Source organism: Maribacter zhoushanensis (assembly GCF_029350975.1).
Lineage (GTDB): Bacteria > Bacteroidota > Bacteroidia > Flavobacteriales > Flavobacteriaceae > Maribacter > Maribacter zhoushanensis.
In genome coordinates, this window is sequence record NZ_JARKMR010000001.1 from 126,868 (window position 1) to 146,702 (window position 19,835).

At 33.1% G+C, this 19,835-nt stretch carries 16 protein-coding genes; 5 read left to right on the forward strand and 11 right to left on the reverse strand.

Annotated features, from left to right (window positions below; all coding sequences use genetic code 11):
* Nucleotides 1–65 precede the first annotated feature (65 nt).
* A complete protein-coding gene (locus PXD56_RS00605; RefSeq protein WP_276491423.1) occupies nt 66–746 on the forward strand; it encodes a head GIN domain-containing protein in 681 nt (226 codons plus the stop codon).
* A 3-nt stretch (nt 747–749) separates the two neighbouring features.
* Nucleotides 750–1,430, forward strand: a complete 681-nt coding sequence (locus PXD56_RS00610; protein WP_276491424.1) for a LysE family translocator — start codon at nt 750–752, stop codon at nt 1,428–1,430.
* 45 nt (nt 1,431–1,475) lie between these two features.
* Here PXD56_RS00610 and PXD56_RS00615 read toward each other — a convergent pair whose 3' ends face one another.
* The 6 genes from PXD56_RS00615 to PXD56_RS00640 all read right to left on the reverse strand — a co-directional run bounded on the left by PXD56_RS00615 (nt 1,476) and on the right by PXD56_RS00640 (nt 10,289).
* The gene (locus PXD56_RS00615; RefSeq protein ID WP_276491425.1) at nt 1,476–1,982 is read right to left on the reverse strand and encodes an OmpH/Skp family outer membrane protein; all 507 of its coding nucleotides are present in this window, start codon (nt 1,980–1,982) and stop codon (nt 1,476–1,478) included.
* 237 nt (nt 1,983–2,219) lie between these two features.
* The gene (locus tag PXD56_RS00620) at nt 2,220–3,056 is read right to left on the reverse strand and encodes a class I SAM-dependent methyltransferase (protein ID WP_276491426.1); all 837 of its coding nucleotides are present in this window, start codon (nt 3,054–3,056) and stop codon (nt 2,220–2,222) included.
* A gap of 63 nt (nt 3,057–3,119) precedes the next feature.
* Nucleotides 3,120–4,988: a tRNA uridine-5-carboxymethylaminomethyl(34) synthesis enzyme MnmG gene (gene mnmG / locus PXD56_RS00625; RefSeq protein WP_276491427.1), complete on the reverse strand. Its 1,869-nt coding sequence runs from the start codon at nt 4,986–4,988 to the stop codon at nt 3,120–3,122.
* 5 nt (nt 4,989–4,993) lie between these two features.
* A complete protein-coding gene (ybeY, locus tag PXD56_RS00630; protein WP_276491428.1) occupies nt 4,994–5,413 on the reverse strand; it encodes an rRNA maturation RNase YbeY in 420 nt (139 codons plus the stop codon).
* The gene (locus tag PXD56_RS00635) at nt 5,406–8,720 is read right to left on the reverse strand and encodes a DUF4175 family protein (protein WP_276491429.1); all 3,315 of its coding nucleotides are present in this window, start codon (nt 8,718–8,720) and stop codon (nt 5,406–5,408) included. The genes ybeY and PXD56_RS00635 overlap by 8 nt, the downstream gene beginning before the upstream one ends.
* 336 nt (nt 8,721–9,056) lie before the next feature.
* Nucleotides 9,057–10,289 carry a fibronectin type III domain-containing protein gene (locus PXD56_RS00640; RefSeq protein WP_276491430.1) on the reverse strand — a complete coding sequence of 411 codons (1,233 nt, stop codon included), beginning with the start codon at nt 10,287–10,289 and terminating at the stop codon, nt 9,057–9,059.
* 267 nt (nt 10,290–10,556) lie between these two features.
* Here PXD56_RS00640 and gltX point away from each other — a divergent pair, with 267 nt between their 5' ends.
* Complete coding sequence (gene gltX / locus PXD56_RS00645; protein ID WP_276491431.1) at nt 10,557–12,065, forward strand: glutamate--tRNA ligase; 1,509 nt, start codon at nt 10,557–10,559, stop codon at nt 12,063–12,065.
* A gap of 78 nt (nt 12,066–12,143) precedes the next feature.
* Here the strand turns inward: gltX and PXD56_RS00650 are convergent, their stop codons facing one another.
* The 3 genes from PXD56_RS00650 to PXD56_RS00660 form a co-directional block, all read right to left on the reverse strand.
* Entirely contained in the window at nt 12,144–12,539 is a 396-nt protein-coding gene (locus tag PXD56_RS00650; protein WP_276491432.1) for an ACT domain-containing protein, read from the reverse strand.
* Nucleotides 12,540–12,651: 112 nt separating this feature from the next.
* The gene (gene rlmF / locus PXD56_RS00655; protein ID WP_276491433.1) at nt 12,652–13,623 is read right to left on the reverse strand and encodes a 23S rRNA (adenine(1618)-N(6))-methyltransferase RlmF; all 972 of its coding nucleotides are present in this window, start codon (nt 13,621–13,623) and stop codon (nt 12,652–12,654) included.
* 41 nt (nt 13,624–13,664) lie between these two features.
* On the reverse strand, nt 13,665–14,243 hold the full coding sequence (locus PXD56_RS00660) for a PepSY domain-containing protein (RefSeq protein WP_276491434.1): 579 nt from the start codon (nt 14,241–14,243) through the stop codon (nt 13,665–13,667).
* 351 nt (nt 14,244–14,594) lie between these two features.
* Between PXD56_RS00660 and katG the strand changes: the two genes are divergently transcribed.
* Nucleotides 14,595–16,838: a catalase/peroxidase HPI gene (gene katG / locus PXD56_RS00665; RefSeq protein ID WP_276491435.1), complete on the forward strand. Its 2,244-nt coding sequence runs from the start codon at nt 14,595–14,597 to the stop codon at nt 16,836–16,838.
* Nucleotides 16,839–16,900: 62 nt separating this feature from the next.
* On the opposite strand, the gene PXD56_RS00670 is transcribed toward katG, so the two are convergent.
* Nucleotides 16,901–17,266, reverse strand: coding sequence for a bleomycin resistance protein (locus PXD56_RS00670; RefSeq protein WP_276491436.1), 366 nt, complete (start codon nt 17,264–17,266; stop codon nt 16,901–16,903).
* Nucleotides 17,267–17,479: 213 nt separating this feature from the next.
* Between PXD56_RS00670 and PXD56_RS00675 the strand changes: the two genes are divergently transcribed.
* Complete coding sequence (locus PXD56_RS00675) at nt 17,480–18,439, forward strand: SPFH domain-containing protein (RefSeq protein WP_276491437.1); 960 nt, start codon at nt 17,480–17,482, stop codon at nt 18,437–18,439.
* A gap of 71 nt (nt 18,440–18,510) precedes the next feature.
* On the opposite strand, the gene PXD56_RS00680 is transcribed toward PXD56_RS00675, so the two are convergent.
* Complete coding sequence (locus PXD56_RS00680) at nt 18,511–19,788, reverse strand: POTRA domain-containing protein (protein ID WP_276491438.1); 1,278 nt, start codon at nt 19,786–19,788, stop codon at nt 18,511–18,513.
* Nucleotides 19,789–19,835: the final 47 nt, after the last annotated feature.

The window sequence follows — 19,835 nt, forward strand, 5'->3', positions numbered from 1 at the left end:
CATGGCTGAAATAAGTAAACATTTTAATTTTAAGATGTTTACTTAAATAAATTACACAGAAAAGAATGAAACAAGTTTTAGTTTTAATGTTTCTCTTAGGATGTCTTTCGGTTACTGCCCAAGATAATAAGATTACCCAAAATTTAGAATCTTTTAAAGAATTAAAGGGTTTTGATGGTTTGTCAATAAACCTTATAAAATCTTCAGAAAATAAGGTTATTATTACAGGTGAAAATACGGGCAAAGTAGTCATTGTTAATAACGACGGCGTTTTAAAGATTAGAATGCAAATAGGTAAAATTTTCAGTGGCTATAAAACCTTTATAGATTTATATTATGCTAGTGATATTTTGGTCATTGATGTTAATGAAGATGCCAGAATTGTTACTGAAGATATTATTCAACAAGATGTATTAGAATTGAAAGCCCAAGAAGGTGGAGAATTGATTGTTAGTGCAGAGGTTGAACAAATGTTAATAAAGTCGGTTTCTGGCGGAGTTATTAGAACTGCAGGTTCTTCAAATCTACAAGACGTTCAAATAAACACCGGAGGTATTTATGAAGGTAAAGGTTTTGTTACCAATTTTTCTACAATCAATGTAAATGCGGGTTCTAGGGCAGAAATTAATGCTAAGGATTATGTAAAGGCAACAGTGAAAGCTGGTGGGGAAGTTTTGGTATTTGGTAACCCTAAAAAACTTGAAGAGAAAACGGTATTTGGTGGTTCCATTAAAAGAATGCATTAATACATGTTAGAAGATATACAGGCAGCAATTCCTTTAGGATTTTTCCTAAGCTTTATGGTTGGGCCGGTTTTCTTTGTCTTGTTACAAACAAGTGCAGTAAAAGGTTTTAGAGCTGCAATTACTTTTGATGTTGGTGTTTTACTGGCAGATGTACTATTTATTCTTGTTGCTTATTTTAGTAGTTTTCAACTGTTAGAAAATTTAAGTAATCAGCCTGGTCTCTATGTCTTTGGCGGTGTTATACTGTTGGTTTATGGTCTTGTAACTTTTTTTAAAGTTGATAAAAAAGAGATACCTGTAGATTCTAAGAAGATTAAAAAATCAGATTACTTTGGTCTTTTTGTAAAGGGTTTTTTACTCAACTTTATTAATATTGGTGTTCTTGTTTTCTGGTTAGGAATTATAATTATTATAGGTCCTACTTTAGACAATCAACCTAATCGTTTCTTTACTTTTTTTGCAACTGTACTTCTCTCCTATTTTGTAACTGATGTATTTAAAATTCTTTTGGCCAAACAACTTAAACGTAAGCTAACAGCTAAGAGGATTGTTTATGTAAAGAAGATAATTGGAGTTATATTGGTGATATGCGGAATTGTTCTGATAGTGAAAGGATTTTTACCTAAGGATCAATTCAATATTGAGCAGGAATTAGAAAGGTTTGAAACACATTCTGTAGAATAAAAAAAGCCGGTCAATGACCGGCTTTTTTATAAATAGTATATTAATTTATTTCTTATACTTATCGTTAAGTAATTTTACTATCTCATCGGTAAGGTCATTTGCTTCTGTTCCATAAAGAACGCTACCACCGTCACCACCACCTAAAATGTAAGAGTATCCGTTTGTTTTCCCGTAGGCTTTAATTTCTTCTTTTACTTTAGAAACTATGCTATCCATTTCAGTCTGACCTTCCATTTGTAATTGTTGATCTTGTTGTTGTAATTGTTGACCAATCATTTGACCTCTTTGTTGCATTGCTGCATATTCTTCTTGAGCTTTTGATTGAGACATTTTTTGAGCTTTAGTTTGAAAAGCTTGAGCTTCAATTTGAAAAGCTTGAGAAATACTATCTCTAGTTCTTGCTAAGGCATCTGCCTTAACTTTGAATTTAGATTCAACATCAATTTTTTGTTGGTACTCATCCATCAATTTTACGTTATCAACGTATCCAATTTTTTCTTGTTTGCAAGATGCTAATAATACGATAGCGAAAATTAAAATTAGGTTTTTCATTTTTCATTTTTATGTGGTGCAAAAGTAATAAAGCTTTTAGAATGAAAATATTTTAAGATTGGTATAAATACTCAATATTTCCTATTTATAAGATTTATTGATGGTTTATCTATTTTTTATTGTTTTTATTTATTATAATGATTGATTTTAAGCTATATTTAAGAGGTTTTTATATTTTTTATATAATTATATATAGTTTTGATTATTTAAACGCTTAAATAAGCTTTAAATAGTTAATTACTGTTTTTTAAGCACATATATTAGCGAAGAATACTCTCCTGTGGTCTTAGCTTTTAAATTTGACAATAATCCGTGATAAAATGCTTTCAAATAATTAGATGAACCATTTTTATATTTTTCTGATAAAATGGATACATAATAAGAATCAAAGTACATTGGCAGTGTTTCTGTAACTATTAATTTTTCTTTTGAGAATATATTTTTAATTGCTTGTTGAGAAAAATGCCAAATGTGTCTTGGTGTGTCATAAGCAGCCCAGTACTCTTTATAGTATTGGGCATCATAAGATTTATAGTTAGGTACTGCTATTATTAAAGTACCATTTTCTCTAAGTAATGAGTTTATTTTTTTAATTTGATTTTCTAAATCTGGTAAATGTTCTAGTACGTGCCATAGTGTTATAATATCAAATTTTTGATTATTTAAATCTTCTAATGATTTATAAATATCTAGTTTTTTATCTACTGCTTTCTTTCTCGCACTATCATTTAACTCTACCCCTACTGTTTTCCAATTTTTGTTTTTAGCTACATTTAAAAATTCACCAGTACCGGAACCTATATCTAAAAGATATTTTTCATTAGTATTTTGTTTATCTATAAGTTGTATCTTTTTTTTTAAAGTATATTTTTTAACTGCCTGATATATTTTCTCAAGAAGACTACTTCCATTATCGGAATGGGAAATATAGTTATTTGGGTCGTAATAATTTTCTAGATTTTTAGGTACAGGTTTTGTGATTAGCATGTCCGTTTTTGAATCATATTCTAATTCAAATTGTTCCTGCGTTACTAGATAATCTTTAGTGATTATGTTAGAATTTATATCTGACATTTTTGATTTATTGGGTTTTTATAGATGATGTAAATTTCATTGTTCCACGTGGAACAATTTGCCCTACCTTCCAAGATAAACTAAAAGTACACTGATGTCGCTCGGAGTAACTCCACTAATTCTTGATGCTTGGGAAATGGTAACAGGTTGAATTTTTGTCATTTTTTCTCTTGCTTCAAATGATAATGATTTCAGTTTAGAGTAATCAAAATTTTCTGGAATCTTAACTGCTTCCAATCTATGAAGTTTATCGGCGTTTAATTTTTCCTTTGCAATGTATCCTGAGTATTTAATCTGTACTTCTGCTTGTTCCAATATTTCATTATCAAATTTATTTTCTTTAACGAAATTAGAAACATCTTCTAGCTGTAACATATGATCCATTGTTACATTAGGTCTTGAAAATGCTTTGTACATTTTATCAGATTGCTTTACTAGAGATGAATTTACACTTTCAAAAATGGGATTAATGTCTTTAGGCAATACACTAGTTTCTCTAAAGAAGTTAACTAAAGCTTCAGATTGTTCTAGTTTTTGTTCCATTCTTTTCATTCTTGAATCTGTTGCAAAACCTATGGAATGACTTAAAGGAGTTAATCTTAAATCAGCGTTATCTTGTCTAAGTAATGTTCTGTACTCTGCACGAGATGTAAACATTCTATAGGGTTCTTCTGTACCTTTGGTAATTAGGTCATCTATTAAAACACCAATGTATGCTTGATCTCTTTTTAAAATTAAAGGGTTTTCTTCTTTTAGTTTTAAGTGCGCATTAATACCTGCCATTAAACCTTGTGATGCTGCTTCTTCATATCCTGTGGTTCCATTTATTTGTCCGGCAAAATATAAGTTATCAACTAGCTTGGTTTCTAAAGTATGTTTTAATTGTGTTGGTGGAAAGTAATCATACTCTATAGCATAACCTGGTCTAAAGAATTTTACTTTTTCAAAACCTACTACAGAACGCAATGCTTTAAACTGAACATCTTCTGGTAGAGAAGTTGAAAATCCGTTTACATATACTTCTACTGTTTCCCAACCTTCAGGTTCAATAAACATTTGGTGACTGTCTTTGTCTGCAAATCTGTTTATTTTATCTTCAATAGACGGACAGTATCGTGGACCTAAACTTTTAATTCTACCGTTGAACATTGGGGATCTGTCAAAACCTTCACGCAATAAATCATGAACCAATGCACTTGTATGGGTCATGTAACAATCACGTTGATGCGTTAAAGGTTTTGTGTTTGAATAAGAAAATTTTTCCGGAATAGCATCACCAGGTTGTACAATCATTTTGGAATAATCTAAAGATCTACCATCAACTCTTGGTGGTGTCCCGGTTTTCATTCTTCCACTTTCAAAACCTAATTCAACTAATTGTTCTGTAATTCCGGTAGCAGCTTTTTCTCCTGCCCTACCTCCACCAAATTGTTTTTCGCCAATATGTATCAATCCATTTAGGAATGTTCCATTGGTTAAAACAACAGCTTTTGATTTTATATTAATACCAAGAGAGGTTTTCACTCCAACAACTTTATGGTTTTCTACAAGTAAACCAGACACCATTTCTTGATAAAAATCAACATTAGGTGTGCGTTCTAACATTAAGCGCCATTCTTCCGCAAAGCGCATTCTATCGTTTTGGGTTCTTGGACTCCACATTGCAGGACCCTTAGATTTATTCAACATCTTAAATTGAATAGCAGATTTATCAGAAACAATTCCGCTATATCCGCCAAGGGCATCTATCTCTCTTACAATTTGTCCTTTTGCAATTCCACCCATTGCTGGGTTGCAAGACATTTGTCCAATGTTTTGTAGATTCATTGTTACTAATAGGGTTTTTGAACCCAAGTTTGCAGCTGCTGCTGCCGCTTCTGCACCGGCGTGTCCTCCGCCAACTACAATTACATCGTATTCTTCTCCAAACATATTTTCTAATGTTCCACGTGGAACAGCTTTATTTTTTCTTCTTCTTTAGCGCGCATTTCGGCAATAGCTGCATCCGATTTATCCGAATAACCCATTAGATGTAAAACTCCATGAATCATTACGCGTTTTAATTCGTTATCAAACGTAACATTAAATTCTTGTGCATTTTCTTTTATGCGGTCAATTGAAATATAAAGGTCTCCCGAAATATTTTTGCCTGATACATAATCAAAAGTGATAATGTCTGTTAGATAATCGTGTTGTAAGTAATCTTGATTTATTTTAAGCAAGTAGTCATCACTACAGAAGATGTAGTTAAGTTCTTGAATGGAAAACCCTTCGGTATTACAAGATGCTGTAATCCACGAATCAAAGTTTTTTTCTGCTACAAGTTTAAATTCAGTTAGGTAATTGTAATTAATCATTTGCTTTGAAATACTCTTTAACCTTAGATTGAAAATTTTGCCGCAAAGGTAAGCTTTGCCTATTTAAAATTTCAACCTCATTACGATAATTATCTAATAATGAGGGTTTAGTAGTAATAGGATTTGTGAAGTCTTTTGTATTTCTATTACTTTCTCGCTCAGATTTCTCTCCTTGCTTGAGTGCCGCGTTTTCTAATTTCAATAATTCGTATTGTATAGTATTGGCTTTGTTGATAGTACGTTGAGTTATACCGTTTTCTAAAAGATCGTTTTCAAAATCTTCCATTTGTTTAATTAATTTTTGACCTAATTTTTGGTCGCCAGAATTAATCATATTTTGAAGTTGCTTTTCTAGTTCTTGTCTTATTTTTTGTTGATTTTGATAAATTTCATAGATTTCTCTAAGTTCAGATTCGCTCATTGAACCTTTACCTTGTCCACCCATACCGTTTGTTCCATTTTTTCCTTGTCCATTTTCTCCGCCTTCGCCATTTTCGCCTTCTTTACCACTCTTTCCTTTCCCATTTTTCCCATTTTCACCTTCATTTCCGCTTTCACTTTGTTTACCGTTAGCTCCCTGTTTACCACGTTCGCCCTGTTTTCCTCCTTCACCACTTTTTCCCTCTTTTCCTTCTTTTCCAGATTCTCCTTGTTGACCCATTTTTTTACCAATTTGTTGTTGCCCTTCAATGATATCCGGTAACTGAAATCCTCCTTCACTTTGCCCAGAACCTTTTCCCATTTGCATACTTTCATTCATATTGTCCATAACCTTGGCTAAAAAATCTGCAAGACTGTTAGCTGCGGTCAACACATATTTTTGATGGGAAATGCCTTGAAACATTTGACCATCTGCCATAGTTTCTAAAGATTTATCAATGTTATAGTATACTTCGGTAATCTGTTCATTTACAAATTCTGATAGTTCAGCTTGGCGAAGAGATAATGCAAATAGACTATCATCTACATGTTCAAATAACCCTTTTAATTCATTTTGGTCGCGTACAGTTTCAGAATATTGAGTAGCATCTTGTTCTTCTCTAGAGCTAAGTCTATCATAAAGTGTTTCTTGTTTAAAGGAGAAAATGATGAGATTGTCTAGAATTTGTCTTAGCATTTCAGCATCTTCAGCTACTGAAGAACCACCGCTTCCTCCAGAAGAAGACTCACTCAAGACTTCACTCATTTCTTTCATCTTATCTGCTGCCGATTTTTGTTTCTTTTTAGCATCAGAATTAGTTGGTTTATTTGGCTCTTTTTTATCTTCATTTTGTAGTTCTTCAAGAGCCTTTTGTTGATCTTCTTTTACAGCTTGTTTTTTGTTTTCTTCAATATTTATATCAATTGGTTTTTTTAGCTTTTCATTATCTTTTTTCAAAGCATCCATTTCCTTTGATAGCTCGTTAAATTTCTTGTTTAATTCGGTTTGTTTTTCTGCTGTATTTTCTTCTTTATTTTTTTTAGAAAGTTCTTCTTGTTGTTTAGCTAATTGCTCTAAATCTCGTGCAAGTTGCGAAGCCTTTTCTGTTACATAATACCGTTTGGTTAGTTCTAATAGTTGTTCTAAACTACGCTCACTATTTTGTTGTTTTTTACCTAATTCTTCTAACTTTTTTGTAAGCTCTTCTTTCTTAATTTTATCAGCTACTTTGTTAAGTTCTTCAAGGAGTTGCTGGTTTTTCTTTGCTTGTTCTTCTTGACGTTTTAAACGTTCTTGTAACAATTGGTTTAATTTGTCATCTTTATTTTCCTTGTTTAGATTTTCCTTAAGTTCTTTACTGAACTTTTGCATGAGTTGTTCTTGCTGTTCTTGTTTTTTTAAATAATCTTTTATCTGCGATTTATCATTGAAGTTTAAACTGTTTTTTTCTTTCTGATTTTTGTTTATTTCTTCTAATGATTCTTTTTGTTCTTTTGCTCTCTCTAGAGATTTATCTAAGTCCTTTATTAGTGATTGTTGAGATTGAAGGTCTTTGTTTTTTAACTGATTATCATCTAGCAATACTTGTTGGTATATTTGACTTTTAACGGTCTTTCCATTATGTACTGCATCGTTATCTGTTACCTCAAAATAAAAGCTATAATTTTTACCCTCTTCTAATTCTAAACCGGAGGGAAACGTGTAATAAAATTGTTCGTAATTAGAAGTCGGTTTAATTAAGGAAATAGTTTTTTTAGAGTTTTCATTACCTACTTCAAAATATACAATGTCAATTTTTCGAAGTCCATAATCATCAGTAGCGGAACCTGTGTAGTAAGAAACATTCGGATTTAAACTGTCCAGAACTTGTTCTACCTTAATTGTGGGATACGCATCTTTGATTACTTTAAAACTATATGCTAAACGTTCATAATCTTGAACGTTTTTATTTGTAGTCGTTAACTCGTAATTAAAATCATTGTAGATGTTCTTCTCTAATTTAAATTGGTTTTTTTCTTTTATAAATGGCAAAAGTGTGTCTTTGGTAACCACATTAATCTTATCGGTATTTTCACCTTTAATGTGCCAAGTAATTTTTGTTCCCTCCGGTATAACAGCGTTTCCAGTACTTTTAATAATTTTTTTAGGTTTGTTTAAATACCTAGGATAAGTAAGATTCATGGTAAAATCTATAATAGAAGGTGTTTGAAGAGACTGTAAGGTATATTCTTTTGATTGCACTTCATTTGCAGAAAATTTAAATGTAGTGGTTTGTATGGGTGGTGAAAATGTATACTCATATAAACCGTTCCTTTGTTGTAATAAAATAGGTTTATTATCAATTTTTATATAAACGTTTTCTGGTTTTACTTTTCCCTTTGTTGCAACTTGAACAGTAAAGGTTTGGTCTTGTAAAGTGGTTAATTTGTTTGATAGTACTTCAAATTTAAAAGGTGCCGGTTTTTCATAGGCCATTTCGTAGTTTACAACACGTTTATAAGTACCAAAAAAACTATTCCAATTTCCTGATATAAATAGCAAGGCTATTATGGCAATTGGAATAATGGAATATTTTAAATATTTGAAGGAATCTTTGAAGTTTATAGCTTTGGTGAACGGTATTGGGTCTAGTTGTTTTGACCTTTGATTAATACTAGCCAGTAACAATTCTGATTTTTCGTTATCATTTGCTAGGTCCAATAAATTTGTAAGCTTATCTCCTACTTCAGGAAAATGCTTTCCTATCATATGGGCAGCATCTTTTTGTCCTATACCTTTTTTAAGTTTTAGTAAATAGAAAATGGGCGTTAATATGTATTTAAAAAGAAGAAAAATCTCAACTAGTATAAAAATGCCGAATAGAACCATTCTTCCTGTACTGTTCATCCAAAGAAAATATTCAACTCCTAATATCAGTAGGAAGAACAAAAGTCCAAATGCGAAAAATAGTAATATACCTTTCAGTAGAACTTGAGAATAGTGTTTTTGAATAAATTGGTTTAATCGCTGTAATATGTGCTGATAGTCTTGCAATTGTTCTTTTTTATACCAAGATAACGGTTAAAAAGACTGGTTAGTAGGAAATATTTGTTAAAAGGATTTGCTAACAGGTAATAAATTAGCTTACTACTATACTTTACAACTCAAATTAATAGAAAAAATAAAGGGTGAAATCTGTAGCTAACTACAAATTTCACCCCTTTTTATGATAGTAATGTTTTTTTAATTTGTCTCTAAAACAACGTCATAGTTTAGTTGATATAGTACTCCGTCAACTTCTATTAAAAAGTATCCGGTTTTATCTTCTTCTAATGAATTGTAGTTTTCCTCACTTAACACGCTACTAGATACAGATGAAGTGTACGTACTATAATTAGCTATTTCATAGTCTACAGCAACCCATTTTTCAATTTCAAAATTGGCAAGTTCTTCTGAGAAAGTAACGTTTAATTGCCCTGGAAAATACTGACTATCCGGTGTAATTAATGTTGCTTCTGTTACTGAGATATCTGGGTGTACTGGATAATCGTTTGTAGTCGTAAAAGTTATGGTTGATTCTTTAGTTTTACCGTTTTCAGGTGCTCTTGCGGTTATTATTACCTCGTAAGTTGTATTTCTTTCAAGGTTGGTAAACTCATAATCAGTTCTATAGATAAATGTATTTGCTGCAGGATAACCTACGCCATTTGCGGTAACAAGATAATATACTGTACTGTCGTCAGACATTGTAGATGCTGTCCAATTTAAAGTTGCGCTAGTTCCTGTAATATTTGAAGCTGTTATTTCAAAATCTGATGGTATAGGGCAGGCAACCTGTGTAAAGGTAATTTCTTCTTCAGTTTCGGCACCACTAAAACTTGCGGCAATAACCTTAATAACATGATCTTCACCTTCAGCAACAAGGAGATTAAAACCAGTTCTTTCTGTGCTATAAGAACCATAAGTTTCAACATGTTCACCGTTTAAATATATTCTATAAGAATAGTCTGATCCGTCTTCTACCGTAGGACTGTCCCAACTAATAAAAGCAATACCACAACCATTGTCTTTATAAGTAATTGGAAAGCTAGATGGTGGGGTTCCTAAAGTTTGAAATTCTGAAGAATTTATACTCTCTACCGCGTTTTCAGCAGATGCACTGATTTTTACTGTGTAGATGGTGTTTATTTCTAACTCATCAACAGTAAATTCTAATTCAGTAAGGTTTTCTGCAACTAGTTCTTCATTTAAAAAAATACTGTAATCTACAGTACTTTCATTTGAAGCTGTAACCTCGCTCCACAGTATTGTAGCACTTGTTTGGGTTACGTCTTCAAATTCAATTTCAAAAGTAGAAAGTGTAATTTCATCTGCACTGTCAACTACATCTGGCATAGTGTCGTCAGTAGAATCTGAGGTACACCCTGTAATTAATAGCACTAAGAATACATAAAAGTAATTTAAATAATTTTTCATTTTCAATGGTTTAAGGTTTGTAAATAACGTTTTACTAATAGTATTCGTATATGTGTTTTCAATTTTAATATTTCATTTGTTTTTTCGCTTCTCAACTACAGTGTTTGCTTGGTTTTTTTGGCATATAAAATTTGATAGCAATGATTGCTCTTAAGTAGCATATTGAATACTAGCGTTGTAAGTGAAATTTGAGATTTTTTTCAAATTCAAGTAATTAATAGTTTGCCTTAGATATATGGCTAAAGGTGTTTTTTATACCTTTGCCACATGACAAAGAAAGTACGTGTTCGTTTTGCTCCTAGTCCTACAGGACCATTGCATATTGGTGGTGTGCGCACTGCCCTATTTAATTATTTGTTTGCTAAAAAACATGGCGGCGATTTTATTCTTAGAATAGAAGATACCGACCAAAACAGATATGTTGAAGGTGCCGAACAGTATATTATCAATGCTTTGAATTGGTGCGGAATTCCTTTTGACGAAGGTGTAGGTAAAGATGGCGGTTTTGGTCCATATAGACAGAGCGAGCGTAAGTCTTTATATAAAAAATATGCCGAAGATTTAATTGAAAGCGGTCATGCATATTATGCTTTTGATACAGCAGAAAGTTTAGATGGGCATAGAAAAGAACATGAAAAAAACGGAAAAACATTTATTTATAATTGGCACAATAGATTAAAGCTCGATAACTCTTTGTCCTTAATGCCAGAAGAGGTTAAAAGTCGTTTAGAAAATGGAGATGATTACGTGGTTCGTTTTCTTACTCCACCAGACGAAATATTACAACTAAATGACTTAATTCGTGGATCTATTAAGATCGATACCAATGTTTTAGACGATAAGGTATTATTTAAAAGCGATGGTATGCCAACCTACCATTTGGCTAATATTGTTGATGACCATTTAATGGAAATTTCTCATGTTATACGTGGAGAAGAATGGTTGCCTTCTTTGGCTTTACACAAACAGTTGTATGATGCATTTGGATGGGATTCTCCAGAATTTGCGCATTTACCTTTGATTATGAAACCCGTAGGAAAAGGAAAACTTAGTAAGCGCGATGGTGAGAAAATGGGCTTCCCGGTGTTTCCTCTTTCATGGAATGAATCTGTTGGTTATAAAGAATCTGGATATTTTCCTGAGGCAGTGATAAATTTCTTGGCCTTATTAGGATGGAATCCTGGTACGGAGCAAGAACTTTTCTCTTTAGATGAATTGATAAAAACCTTTAGCTTAGACCGTGTCAATAAATCTGGAGCTCGTTTTGATCCAGAAAAGACCAAATGGTACAACCAACATTATCTTCAGGAAACGCCTGATAATGAGTTGGCCGTATTGTTTTTGCCAATAGTAAAAGAGCATGTTTCTGATGTTGATAAAATAAGTTTGGAATATGTGACAAATGTGGTTACGCTGATAAAAGAACGTGCTGTTTTTGTTTCTGATTTTTGGAATTTGAGCGATTACTTTTTTACAGCTCCTACTGAGTATAATGCAAAGGCAGCCAAAAAACAATGGAAAGAAGATACTGGCACTATAATGAAAGATCTTATTTCTGTATTGAAACCAATAGATGATTTTTCTTCTGAAAATACCGAAACGATTGTAAAAGCATGGATCGGTGAAAAAGAATTATCATTTGGTAAAGTGATGCCTCCATTACGCCTTTTCTTGGTAGGTGATATGAAAGGTCCTCATATTTTCGATATTATGGCAATGATCGGTAAAGAAGAAAGTATTTCTAGAATAGAGACAGCGTTGAGTAAGTTAGGATAAACTAATATATTTGGTATAAGGTTAAACTCTTTATATCAAAAATTCAGATTATACTTGGTAGTTTATATCTAATACAGTTTATTTTTTAGAAAATTCGCCTAATACTTCCATAGCTTTTTCGGTATCTTTTATAGAAACGAATATGTGGTCGTGATAATATGCGGCCACCACATTACAGCTAATTTTATATTTTGTTAAAGCAGTTGAAACCGCTGCTGTTAAACCAACTGCATCTAAAGCGGAATGAACGGTAAGGGTTATCCATGATGCAACAAATTCGTATTTGAAATTTAATTCATCGGCTTTATTTTTTTCAAGTATAATTGTGATACCTTCTTTTTCTTTAAACTCGAATAAAATATCTTCTCTAGAAATATGTTGAATATCTTTCACAGTAATGAAAACATAACTGCCGTCGTTTAAGTTGGGTTTTAAACTCTGTAATAATGTATTAAGATCTGTTTCTCCTGCCATTTTAGTGGTTTTACCGTATTTTCAAAAAAATTTCGACCCTTCGGGTCTATTTACCATTTAGAACGGCTTAAAAGACCTCGTTTTATAACTCAACTAAGGTCTTTTCGGATTTTTATTTGCTTATCCATCTATCTTTTGCCCAAGTCTCCATTTCTGGGACGGATAAAAATGTCCAAGCGATAATTCTACTCATCTTATTTCCTTGCGCCATTGGTGTGGTAACATGTTTTACAACGCCTATTTTTTCTAATCGGTCATAAAATACGCCCAAATTAGATTGCTTGGAAACTAACGTAGAATACCAAGCTGAATTTTTTGAAAATTGAGCGCTTTCATTAATCATGTTGAGTATAAAACGCTTTTCACCTCCATCTGTCCATAGCTCGCCGCCTTGTCCGCTAAAGTTCAGTTCGGCTTTTTTTACTCTTTTTTTCTTTAGGTTACTCAATTTTCGCAATGTTCCAGCTTCCGCTTCGGCTTTGGTTGCGTGAAAAGGTGGGTTACAAATTGTAAAATCTACCTTCTCATTGGTATTTAAAATACCAGAGAAAATATGCTCTGGTTTTGGCTGGTGTCTAAACTTCACTTTACCGTTTAAACCAGAATTCATTTTTACTATTTTTTCTGCGGCTTCAATAGCTATTTTGTCAATATCAGAACCAATAAATGACCACCCATAAGAACTATTGCCAATAATTGGGTAAACACAATTTGCTCCTACCCCAATATCTAAACATATAATTTTTTCTCCCTTAACCGGTTTACCACCATTGCTCTCTGCTAAAATATCTGCAATATGGTGTATGTAATCAGCCCTTCCCGGAATTGGCGGACACAAAAAACCATCTGGTATATCCCAAAATTCTAAATCGTAGTCTGATAGTAAAATGGCTTTGTTTAGAGCCTTTACCGCTTTTGGATTAAAAAAATCTATAGTTAAATTGCCATATTTGTTTTTAGCAACAAATGGTTTTAATTCTGGATTTTCTTGCTTTAAACGCTTTATATCGTAACGACCGGTATGTTTATTTCTTGGGTGTATGCTAGGTTTTTCAGCAGTATCTTTTCTTCTTTGATCAGCCATAATTGTGTAAATTATTCAGAGGTCAAAGCTAAACCTATTTTTTAAGCAGATGCTTTATTTCTTTTCATACGCTTTGGACCATACCATAACCAAAATCCTGTAATGGTAAAAACAAGTAGAGCAATGCCCATAATTGTAGTGTAAACTACCTTTATTTGATTGTTTGAGGTTCCCAAATATTCATCTAAGATAGAGCCATCGTGTATTTTTTCTATTACATCAGAATATCTACGTTCTACGTGCAATACTTTTCCGGTTGTACCATCTATCTGTAGGCTCCAAATATGATTGGCATAGACAAATTTTACCATTCCCTTGTTCTTTCTAATATCAATACGGTCTATTTCTGTAGAAAGCTCGGAAGAAATAGAATCTAACAAGTACATATTTGCAATAGTGTGCAAATTCTCTAAAGGCAACCAGTCTTTTAAATCTGTAGATACCCCTTCATAAGATTTGGATAAGATTAAATCTGCACTATGTTTTTTCCATCCTAATAGTAAGCCGGTAATAGAGATGAAAAAAAAGAATATAAATAGAGCGGCACCTGTAATTCTATGAATTTTTCTAAAAGTACGAAGCAGTTTTGCTTGTTTTTTTCTTGCAGTGCCTTTTGCCATATAATTAACCTATAGCTCTGCAATATACTGAGATTTCAATTTTTTTAATATGCTAATTCTGTTAAAAGAAACTTAGTATTACGCACAAGGGATTTTTATTGCCGAAATGTAATTATATGAAAGCTTATTCGACATACTTTACATTAATTCAGCTCATAATATTAAGAATTCTTAATTATCATCAAGTTTTAATATTATGTATATTTAGGTCAATAGATAAATATTTTCGACCTACATCTGCTTTTTAAAAATAACACAATAGTTTTTATCTATTAAAATATTGAAACCAATAGAAGAAATGTTGATAGTTTTACGACATAGAATTTTAAACAACCTTAAATAAATATAATCATGAGTAGTACTAACGGTAAAGGTGAAGCTTGGGATGTAAATGATCCTGCTGCAGCAAATTGTCCATTTTTAAATGGTGAAATGCATCAAGCAGCTGGTGGTGGAACAACGAATAAAGACTGGTGGCCAAACATGTTGAATCTTAATATCTTAAGATTACATTCTAAAATGGCCGATCCAATGGATGACGATTTTAACTATGCAGAAGAATTTAAATCTCTTGATCTTGCCGCTATTAAAAAAGACTTAACAGATTTAATGACAACTAGCCAAGACTGGTGGCCTGCTGATTACGGTCATTATGGTCCATTCTTTATCCGTATGGCTTGGCATAGTGCCGGTACATATCGTATTTCTGACGGTAGAGGTGGTGCAAGTGCAGGAAATCAACGTTTTGCTCCATTGAACAGTTGGCCTGATAATGCCAATTTAGATAAGGCCCGTTTATTGTTATGGCCTATTAAACAAAAATATGGGAAGAAAATTTCTTGGGCAGATTTATTGATACTTACAGGTAATGTTGCTCATGAAAGTATGGGATTACCAATGTACGGTTTTGCAGGTGGTCGTGAAGATATTTGGCAACCAGAAGAAGATATTTACTGGGGATCGGAAACAGAATGGTTGGGTAATAAACAACGATATGATGAAGACGGTAACGAATTGGAAAATCCGCTAGGTGCTGCGCACATGGGTTTAATCTATGTAAATCCAGAAGGTCATAATGCAAATCCTGATCCGTTAGAAGCGGCTCATTATATTAGACAAACATTTAAAAGAATGGCAATGAACGACTACGAAACTGTAGCGTTGATTGCAGGTGGTCATACTTTCGGTAAAACTCATGGTGCCGCTGATCCAGAAAAATATGTTGGTTCTGAGCCCGCAGCAGCAGATATTACTGCCCAAGGTTTAGGATGGAACAGTAGTTATGGTTCGGGTTCTGGAGCAGATACTATTACAAGTGGTATTGAAGGAGCATGGACACAAACACCTACTAAATGGAGTCATTATTTCTTTGAAAACTTATTTGGTTTTGAGTGGGAATTAACAAAGAGTCCTGCGGGAGCTTGGCAATATAAGCCAGTAGGTGATGCCGGTGCAGGTGAAATGCCAGATGCGCATATACCAGGAAAAACACACCAGCCTTTTATGTTGGTAACGGATATGTCTTTGCGTTTAGACCCCGCTTATGAAAAAATATCAAGGAATTTTCTAGAAAATCCAGATGAATTCAAAGAGGCTTATTCTAAAGCTTGGTATAAATTAACGCATAGAGATATGGGACCTAAAGAGCGCTATTTAGGACCAGAGGTGCCAAGTGAACAGTTAATTTGGCAAGACCCTGTACCAGCGGTAGATTTTGAACTTATAAATGATCAAGATATAGCCGATTTAAAGAAAACCATATTAGCTTCTGGACTTTCTACTGCAGAATTGGTTTCTACTGCTTGGGCATCTGCATCTACTTATAGAGGTTCAGATAAACGTGGTGGTGCCAATGGTGGTCGTGTTCGTTTGGCTCCGCAAAAAGATTGGAAAGTGAACAATCCTCAGCAGTTAGCAAAGGTTACTTCTACTTTGGAAAGAATTCAGAAAGAATTTAATGATAGCCAATCTAGTAACAAGAAGGTATCTTTTGCTGATTTAGTAGTTTTAGCCGGTACTGCCGCTGTTGAAAATGCAGCTAAATTAGCTGGTTTTGATACAAAAGTAGGTTTCAATGCAGGACGTACAGATGCTACTCAAGAAAATACTGAAATTGAATCTTTTGAAGCTTTAGAACCTATTGCTGACGGATTTAGAAATTATACAAAACAGAAATTATCTGTTCAGGCAGAGGAACTGTTGATAGACAGGGCCAACCTTTTAACACTTACCGCTCCAGAGATGACGGTTTTAGTTGGTGGACTTCGTGTATTAGGTGCTAATTATGACGGTTCAAATAATGGTGTGTTCACAGACAAACCTGGTTTGCTAACCAATGATTTCTTTATTAATTTATTGGATATGGGCACTACATGGAAAGCATCAACTAATGATGATACGGTATTTGAAGGAAGCGACCGTAAAACTGGAGATGTTAAATGGACAGGTACAAGAGCAGATTTGATATTTGGATCTAACTCTGAACTTCGAGCGTTGGCAGAAGTATACGGTACTGAAGATGCTAAGCAAAAATTTGTTCGTGATTTTGGTAGAACTTGGACTAAAGTGATGAATTTAGATCGCTTTGATATTTAATTTATACTTAGAAGGTAATATAAAAGACCGCTTAAAAGAGCGGTCTTTTTGTTTTATATAGTTTAAATTTCGTGTAAAGATTGCCCAAATGTTAGTAGATTATTATCGGGGTCTAAAAGAGAGAACTCCTTTTGTTTCCAAGGCTTAACCGCTAATTTTCCGTTGGGGTGTATTGCTATTTTGTTTTTTAAAAACGATTGGTATAAATTATCTATATCTTGGGTACGTATATAAACCTGCCCATAGTTCTCTTTCGGATTAATAGTTTCAAACAGAAAAAAATGGATTTCAATATGGTCTTTTTCCACCATTAGATATTCGCTGTAATCCTTATCTCCCACTTCTTTAAAACCCAAAATATCTATATAGTAATTTTTAGTAACGGTTTTATTCCGCATGGGTAGTTTAGGTTGTATAGATAGTAACATATAGCTAGTTTTTAAGTGTCATTAATTTTCGACCATAAGATCTTAAAAGCGGTATTTAATCTGTTTCCCAAATTGGGAATGTTTTAATTTTCTCAAAGTAATATTACAATTTATGTTTTTAATACCATGATTCTGTAACAAATGTGCAGCTTATGCTACTTATAGTTTGAAGGCTTTTAGTATCTTCCATTATTAACTATAAAATAAAAAAATATGGGCTCATTTATTTGGATTCCGATTGCGTTTTTAGTGATTTTCACTATTCTATCGGGTGTATTTATCGTAAAACAACAAACCGCTGTTTTAATAGAAACCTTTGGGAAATTTACTAGTGTTAGGCAATCTGGTATTCAGTTTAAAATTCCCTTTGTACAGCGAATTGCGGCTAGAATAGGTTTAAAAATTCAACAGTTAGATGTTATTATTGAAACCAAGACCTTAGATGATGTATTTGTAAAGTTGAAAGTATCTGTACAATATGTGGTTATCAAGGAGAAAGTATATGATGCTTATTACAAGTTAGAGTATCCACATGAGCAGATTACTTCTTATGTATTTGATGTGGTAAGAGCAGAGGTGCCAAAAATGAAATTAGATGATGTCTTTGTAAAGAAAGATGATATTGCTATTGCGGTAAAATCTGAACTACAAGAGGCAATGCTTGATTATGGTTTTGATATTATTAAAACCTTGGTTACAGATATTGATCCAGATGCCCAAGTAAAAGAGGCTATGAACCGTATTAATGCTTCTGAACGTCAAAAAACTGCTGCGCAGTTTGAAGGTGATGCTGCACGTATTTTAATTGTGGAGAAAGCTAAGGCAGAGGCAGAAAGTAAGCGATTACAAGGTCAAGGTATTGCCGATCAACGTAGAGAGATTGCTCGTGGTTTAGAAGAATCTGTAGACGTTCTAAACAATGTTGGTATTAACTCTCAAGAAGCTTCAGCCCTTATTGTAGTTACACAACACTATGATACATTACAGTCTATAGGTGAAGAAACTAATTCTAACCTTATTTTATTACCTAATTCTCCACAGGCAGGTAGTGATATGTTGAATAATATGATTGCATCTTTTACGGCATCTAACCAAATTGGTGAGGCTATGAAAGAACAAAATGCAAAAAAAGGGATTGTGAATAAGAAAAGAGGTAATTCAGACAATTCTTAAAACGTAATTTCTTATACATAAAAGCCGCTACAGTAGATACTGTAGCGGCTTTTTTTATTGAACTATTTTCTTTAAAAGTATTGCCCAATACCAAAGACTATTCCGTTTGTAGTATCGTTTCCAATTCCTACTCCGTAATCCAATCTAAATACCGCATTGAATATTTTTTTGTGGATAAACCTAAAACCAACACCTGGATATAGCTTGGTAGAAGAACCATCAAATAATTGCGAGAACTCTTCACCGGGATTTCTCCATGAACCAGCATCAACAAAAGCATTTCCTTGAACAACAAACCAGCCTTTTTCATATAAAGTATGCCTATATTCCGTATTCAATACAATTGACGCTGTACCGCGATCTACGGTGGTACCTACGCCCCTAATGTTTAATTGATTGTCTAAAGTAAAGGGAGCAAATGGAGAATCATCGTTACCAAATGCTGCCGCTAAACGAAGTCTACTTGCCCAGTTGCCCTTATCTTGGATCTTTTTGTAGTACGTTAAATCATTTCTAAAGGATGAGAACGAATTTAGAAAGGTTTCTGCAGGTGCATCGCCATTTAAAAATTGAATATGTTGAGCTGTAAATTCACTAATAATACCATCAAAATATTGATAATCTATATCTAAGTCTACAAAACGGTAAACACCTTTATAGATTAATTTATTTGCTTCTAATGATAGCGGAGTATTTGGTAACGCATTATCACCTTCAAATAAATACGATTCTTGCACAAAAGCGGCACCTAGTTCTGCTTCATTTTTAAAATCGAAAGAGAACAATAGTTTTGCCTCTGCATTTTTAGAATTAAAACGATAGTCTTTTTCTCCCTGCTCATAAAAAACGGGTTCTTGTGTTGTAAGATCTTGGTAATTGATACCGATACCTAGTTTATCACTAAATAAAAATGGATGTTCCCAAAATGCGCCATAGGAGTTGAAAATATTCTTCTCATAAAACCCACCTAATAATTGATTATTTCCAAACAGATTAAATTCAAAGGCAGATACTCTATAGGAAAAACTACCGTCGTTTGCGGTAGCTATCCTTAAACCTGGTATAATAGTATAGTTCTCTACAATAGTATATATAAGAACATTTTTATTATCTCTATTTTCAATGTCGTAGGTAGCACTGGCAATACCGGGTAATCTTTTTAGTCTTTCAATATCTGCATTTACTAATGAGACATCATATATTGTTTGTTCTTTTGTTTTTACCAATCTTCTTAAGAAAGACTCTTTTGTTCTTTTTAAACCTGAGAATTCTAAAACTTCTATTTTAACTTCTTGTGCAAAAAGTGTAGCACCTATAAAAAGTAGTAATAAGGTTGCAATTTTTTTCATAGTATATATTGTTACTTCAACTAAGACGGGTTGAAATAACATTCCAT